This window comes from Puniceibacterium confluentis (assembly GCF_007923445.1).
GTDB lineage: Bacteria > Pseudomonadota > Alphaproteobacteria > Rhodobacterales > Rhodobacteraceae > Puniceibacterium > Puniceibacterium confluentis.
Genome location: NZ_VOJI01000066.1, coordinates 1 through 2,348, shown reverse-complemented (window position 1 = coordinate 2,348; position 2,348 = coordinate 1). Strand labels below are relative to the sequence as shown.

Here is a 2,348-nt window from a genome sequence, read left to right as displayed (position 1 = left end):
TGACCGTTCTGGATGCGCGACACCGACCCGCGCGACACCGAATGCCCCAGCGCCGCCTCGATCACCGCACAGGCGGCATCGACGCCGCCCAGCTGCTTGACCAGCCCGCGAAACAGGCTGGCATAAAGCGGACTACACATCGGAAACCTCTTTTCCTTGGCCAGCGGCCCCGGCGGGCGCAGCATGGCGGCATGAGACTTGAACAAGGTGATTTTCAGACATCAGGCAGCGCCCCCGCCGGTATCGCGCGGCACCGGGGCGCTGCCGGAAAGGGATTTCCCAAATTTTGGGACACAACTTTTAATTGCGCGAATCAGAAAAAGGGAAACTACTTTCCGCATTGTATTTGCGAGGAATTTCCGATGAGTAGTTTGAACGACTGGCTTTTTGACAAGACACCCGGCATCGACGATGCACCACCACCTCATCCTCAAATGGATGGGCAACCTATTATTTCGGAAGATGATGAATGGCTGGAAACGCCCACCGACAGTTACGATCTTGAGGAGGTCTACACACTGATCGACTATCGTGACAGCAAAGGAAATCAGACACGCCGCAGAATCACGCTGCGTAAAGTTGCGCGCGGTCCGCACGCGCCAATTCTGACGGCGATTTGCCACGAAAGGCGGGCGGTTCGTGCTTTCCGGTGTGACCGGATTGAAGGCTTCATAGAAGACGACGGCGAAGTCATCGACTGTAATCGGTTCTTCCGCGATATGATGATGATCGACCTCAACTACCTTTCCCATAGGGAAAAAGCGGCCCCCACCATCCCGACAGCGCTGTCCGTTGCCCGCCAGATCCGAAACGACTTTCGCGCACCTCTGTCCATTCTCGTAGCCCTTGCCAGGTCGGACGAAAGCTTCATCAGCGAGGAACTGGATGTGATCTGCGGCTTTGCGGAAACCATGGCTCCGACACTGCACTCGTCCGCTCATCCCGGCGAAGTCAGCGCCATGACCGAACTCCGGCCCTTGATCCGGCGCATGCGACCTTCCCGCGAGTCTCTGGACGGCTACCTGCACAAAGTCCGTTCGGTGACAAGTAACGACCCGAGCTTTCGGGAGGCCTTCGAGGACGCAATGAATGATGTGCTCTGGGCGGACGGGCGTGTTGCAGAAGGGGAACGACGCCTGATCAACGAACTTGGGCTGGCAGGCGACAGGTGAGCACACACTTTGATTCATGCTGCGGCATCCTGTCGGGAAGTTCTGTCGTGCAGGTTGACCAGCAAATCAGCGGTAACAGGAAACCCCCTATTCATGCCCGCCTGAATTACCGCCCGGTGATACATCGCAGGGATGGAGTTCTTTCGGGCCCATTTGTGGACCTGGTCAGCGCTGACCGGTCGGCCGAAGTGACAGCCGACATCCGAAGCAACGTCAGCGCGACGTGGCCACAGGTTGATCAAGTCAGTGACAGAAGGAATTGTGTCCATCCGCCTTCAGTAATGGACGAATCGTCCAAACGTCAAGCGTGGACGAAACTTTTATGGAAGTTTCATCCAGTTGGCGCTCAATGCATTCATGGCGAAGCGAATGAACCTTCCGAAGATTGACCTTGATGGCGTTGGCATCCGGGTAGAGGCCGTTTCGATTTCGAGCGGCCTAAAAGACGGCGAGTTTGCAAGCACTGTCGGCATCGACCCATCGAGTTTTTCAAAGATTATCCAAGGCAAAAAACCTCTCAACGCGGACATGGGCTTCAGGATATCAGAGCGTTGGGATGTTTCGATGGACTTTCTTTACCGGGGCCGACTAACTGGCATTCCAGAAAAAGTTGCTTCAGCCCTGCGCAACCTGGAAAACAGCCGCCGGTGAAATGCTGCATCGACACTCTCGCCCCAAAAATCGCACCAAAAAAATAATAGTCGGTCGCTGACGCTGTAGCGCGGCATGTTCGAATCCTTCACCCTTTCAAATGTTCCCTTATTGTTCGCAGTATCCAATCAGCGTCAACAGCTATCGTATGGACAAAATGTCCATTTATAAATTGACAATGGACGTTTCGTCCATAATTGTCATTTCCATCACAACCGATGGAGGCCCTCATGCACCAGACCCCCGATCTCATCACCGCGGCGCGCAGGCTGCTGACCGATCCCGCGCTGGTCGCGGCCCTGCCGCTGGCCACCACGCAGGACGCGTGGTGGCTGCTGAAAGAGGCGCAGGGCCAGCCGATAACCGCCCGCGCTGCCGCGCGCCTGATGAAACAGCCCTGCGACACCCGCCCGGCGATCCACCCGCGCAACCATGTGCTGGCCGATCTGGCCGCCGCCCGCGCCGAAGCTCCGGCGGCCGCGAACCCGGTGCTCGCCGCCACCCGCGCCGCCCTGGCCCCGACCC

4 protein-coding genes are annotated in these 2,348 nt (G+C 57.5%); 3 read left to right on the top strand and 1 reads right to left on the bottom strand.

Features of this window, described 5'->3' with window-relative positions; genetic code table 11:
• On the bottom strand, window positions 1-185 hold a 185-nt coding region (locus tag FOY53_RS22510), incomplete at its 3' end, for a hypothetical protein (RefSeq protein ID WP_146592522.1).
• Window positions 186-191: 6 nt separating this feature from the next.
• Between FOY53_RS22510 and FOY53_RS22505 the strand changes: the two genes are divergently transcribed.
• The 3 genes from FOY53_RS22505 to FOY53_RS22495 all read left to right on the top strand — a co-directional run.
• Window positions 192-1,172, top strand: coding sequence for a hypothetical protein (locus FOY53_RS22505; RefSeq protein ID WP_146592521.1), 981 nt, complete (start codon window positions 192-194; stop codon window positions 1,170-1,172).
• A gap of 369 nt (window positions 1,173-1,541) precedes the next feature.
• A complete protein-coding gene (locus tag FOY53_RS22500) occupies window positions 1,542-1,823 on the top strand; it encodes an XRE family transcriptional regulator (RefSeq protein WP_246107524.1) in 282 nt (93 codons plus the stop codon).
• A 230-nt stretch (window positions 1,824-2,053) separates the two neighbouring features.
• Window positions 2,054-2,348, top strand: a 295-nt coding sequence (locus FOY53_RS22495; protein WP_222435339.1) for a hypothetical protein, incomplete at its 3' end; no start/stop codon positions are given.

Excerpts from the sequence above, each read along its gene's own strand:
- FOY53_RS22505 (WP_146592521.1), top strand. The coding sequence starts at position 192 with ATGAGACTTGAACAAGGTGATTTTCAGACATCAGGCAGCGCCCCCGCC.
- FOY53_RS22500 (WP_246107524.1), top strand. The coding sequence starts at position 1,542 with ATGAACCTTCCGAAGATTGACCTTGATGGCGTTGGCATCCGGGTAGAG.